Source organism: Rhodoblastus acidophilus, from assembly GCF_025961575.1.
Classification (GTDB): Bacteria; Pseudomonadota; Alphaproteobacteria; order Rhizobiales; family Beijerinckiaceae; genus Rhodoblastus; species Rhodoblastus acidophilus_C.
The window spans coordinates 1-3006 of sequence record NZ_JAOQNX010000064.1; the positions used below are offsets into that span (position 1 = coordinate 1).

General features: G+C 50.8%; 2 protein-coding genes. Both read right to left on the reverse strand.

Annotated elements, in window-relative coordinates:
• Positions 1-75 precede the first annotated feature (75 nt).
• Positions 76-2526: a DNA-directed RNA polymerase gene (locus tag M2320_RS23080; RefSeq protein WP_264599309.1), complete on the reverse strand. Its 2451-nt coding sequence runs from the start codon at positions 2524-2526 to the stop codon at positions 76-78.
• Positions 2527-2657: 131 nt separating this feature from the next.
• On the reverse strand, positions 2658-3006 hold a 349-nt coding region (locus tag M2320_RS23085; RefSeq protein WP_264599310.1), incomplete at its 5' end, for a hypothetical protein.

Genomic DNA, 3006 nt, shown 5'->3' on the forward strand with positions numbered 1-3006 from the left:
CATGTCAGCCTTTCTCGGTTATTGCTAGTGTGGGTGGAAATTCGTTTTCGGCGATTTCTGCGCTTGCGTAACGATCTAAGAAAAGAAGAACTCGCTACGCAAGACGCCCTGGAGGTCCAGCTTTCCCGGTTCAGGAAGGTCAGGAATGGCGCAGAACGGTCGGAACCGATCAGCAAACTTAGCCAAGACATCGTTCTGATACATCTCGACAAACGCAGGTTTAACGCATTCCCTGAGGAACTTAGGCATCAACCGAGCGTGTACACCAAAGGAGTCATGCACCATACCGAAGTTGCTGATACCTTGATCTAGCGCCTTGATGATAGTGCTACGCAAATGGTTAGCGTCGAGGGCGTGAACGAAGTTAGGAGCAACGGCTAGAGCCATGTCTTTCGGTGAGAGCTGCCCTGTACCACCATAGTAGCTCAGGCGTACCCTACCCTCAAACACAGTCTCAACGCGGTGCATCTTCTCGTCTTCACGGAAGTGAACAACCTCAAAACCATCGGGTGTTGTCCACGTCATACGTCGGTCGTACACCGGAAGATCGGTGAGGTTAAGCGATTTGGAGTACTCACTGGCCACCTTTGATAGCCAATTCATAGCTTCCTTACCCTTTACCACGATCTTATCGATGCTCGCCCAGATGTACTTAGCTAGTAGCACCAGTCGTGCTTGGTGATCCTCTTGGTTGTGAATGTCCCAGTTAGGTTTCACACCAAGTGCCAGCTTTTCATCCACGGCTTCACGAGTGTAACCCATGCAGCTAGAGAACTTTCCGGCATAAGGGACAACCATGACTTGGCGCTTAGTGATCTTACGGTCTATGCCGAAGGCAAGCCAATCGAGAGCAATTGGTGATCCATCCTCAGCAAGGAGACGGCATGTTTCTGCGGCAACGTCACCGTAAATGTCTTGCCTACTGAGTCCCGGTACAAGATTGACGCTTCGTCCTCCAACTTCGTCCCTGAGCATAGCAGCGTAATGCTGAAGCCCCGAGCACGTAGCATCGACAGGTACGACCATATGCGAGAGATGTTGGTCACCGAGCGCACGGTAGTCACTCCATTCGATACAGAAGCGGAGAAACTGGAATGGTTCACCAGCGTCGAGCCATCGTAAATCATGCTTGTAGTCCTTTGCGATACTGAGGATCATCTCCTCATTGTCCCTGACCCACTGCACTCGTTCTGCAAGGGAAATCTTATCCTTACCGTAAGCATTTGCCCCGGCAATGGCGATCCACTCGACAGCCTCTGGCGTGTCCAAGGGTTGACCCTCAGCGAACTCAAGGAGTGCCTTCACATAGTCAGGACCTTGAGGGTTGAGGAAGGCTGGAACAGGGTAAGCCCTACCCCGGCTATCTAGGTTGTGCGGGAAGTATATACGCTCGTACTGCTTCATCTCGTCAGCAATTGCCAACACCATGTGTGCAGATATGCGTCTACCTTTGGCTTCACGCCTCCGGTCACGCACGAGGAATACCTCACGGTTATGCGTCTTCTTGACCTCCTCGTTAGTCTCATAGTCCCAAGGAAGGGGTGGCAACGGTTCTTCGTCACAGTGTGGAAGCTTACCGATACCCCGATGGTGGCCTAACCGTTGGTTCAACTCAAAGAATGACCAACGAACAGCATCAAGCATACGCTTGTTGACTACCCAAGGTGTCTCCTGGAGTGCATTGATCGCCGGTAGAACCTTAGACCAATCCATTTCCATCATGCGCTTTATGTCACGCTTACCGGCGCCCTTGATGATAGCGTAACGCCTAACCTTATCCGAGTAGTAGCCACCCTTGAGAAGATTAGTGTTAGCATCCCATCGCTTAGGAGGGATAACCATAGGGCGATACAGCATGTATTGCAGGACTTGTTTACCAGTGAGTTGCCTGACGTGTTCAACATAGGCATCCGTAGGTCTAACCCAGGTCCCACAATCGGAGAACTCAATGAACCCCGTTGCATTCCTGAACATACATACCAGAGCGTAACCAATCGACAGCTTCTCAGCCGGTGACCAACCCTGCCAATCCACCTGTTCAGCATCGAAGTAGTTCTGAATTGTCCGCTTACGCCAGAGCTTAGGGTATGACCTCTTGTCGAAGTCCCTGAGTAGCTTCTTGACCAACTTCTTGCGGGATTCAGTGTTCTGGAACATCTCGACACGCCATTGGTCATGCACTGCGTCAGCAACAAAGCGACACATGCTAGACCTCTTGATGCCTTGCCCATAGTGTTTAGAAAAGATCGAGATACAGTTGATGGCTGCCTTGGTAGCAAGGATGGTTATAACCCTAGGTTCAAGCCCAGTCTTGTTTAACAGGACAGACGCTAAGCGATTACGACCAGCACCCTTCTTGTTAGACAGGTCAACAAAGTCTGTGACCATCTCCAACATAGAGGCTTCACCCTGGCCGTTAACAATGGCTGATACATATCGTTTACCAGCCTTTGAGTCAGCCCATTCACCTCTTGCTGTAGAGTTCTGGTTATCCTTGTTCTGCCTGGACTGAGCCTCCTCAGCCATTCTACACTCAATTTCATACTGGATGTTATCCAACATCTATTACATACCTCTGTTACACCTGAGGTTATACACTAGGTTAAACACTAAGATGTTCAACCCGGGAGGCGCGCTCTGCTAGTGTGGGTGGAAATTTAACCGCCTGATTTCAAACAGAAATCTTCCCAGGTCACAAGCCCGTCTCCATTGAGGTCGAGAAGGGGAGGCTGAAACAAGGCTAGAAAGAGCAGCACCCCCAGGAGAAAACCCTTCACCAGGGGCCTGAGGAGGCCAGCCAGCCGTGTTCTCTTTGGTTCAGGTAGGTGGGTAGCCGGAAGCATCGGAAGGAGTTCCTGGCCCATCCGGTACATTTCCAGAAGGCACGCCTCTCGGAGGTCCATCAAGACCCCAATCTGATCAACTATCGGAAGTTCCTGGCATTCACCTAGTTGTGCTATCTTAGCCCAGAAGCTCACTGTGTTAACCTTTTGTTTTACAAGCGAA

What these genes read in the sequence shown, in the direction of transcription:
- M2320_RS23080 (WP_264599309.1), bottom strand. Translation starts at nt 2,526, where the DNA reads ATGGCTGAGGAGGCTCAGTCCAGGCAGAACAAGGATAACCAGAACTCT.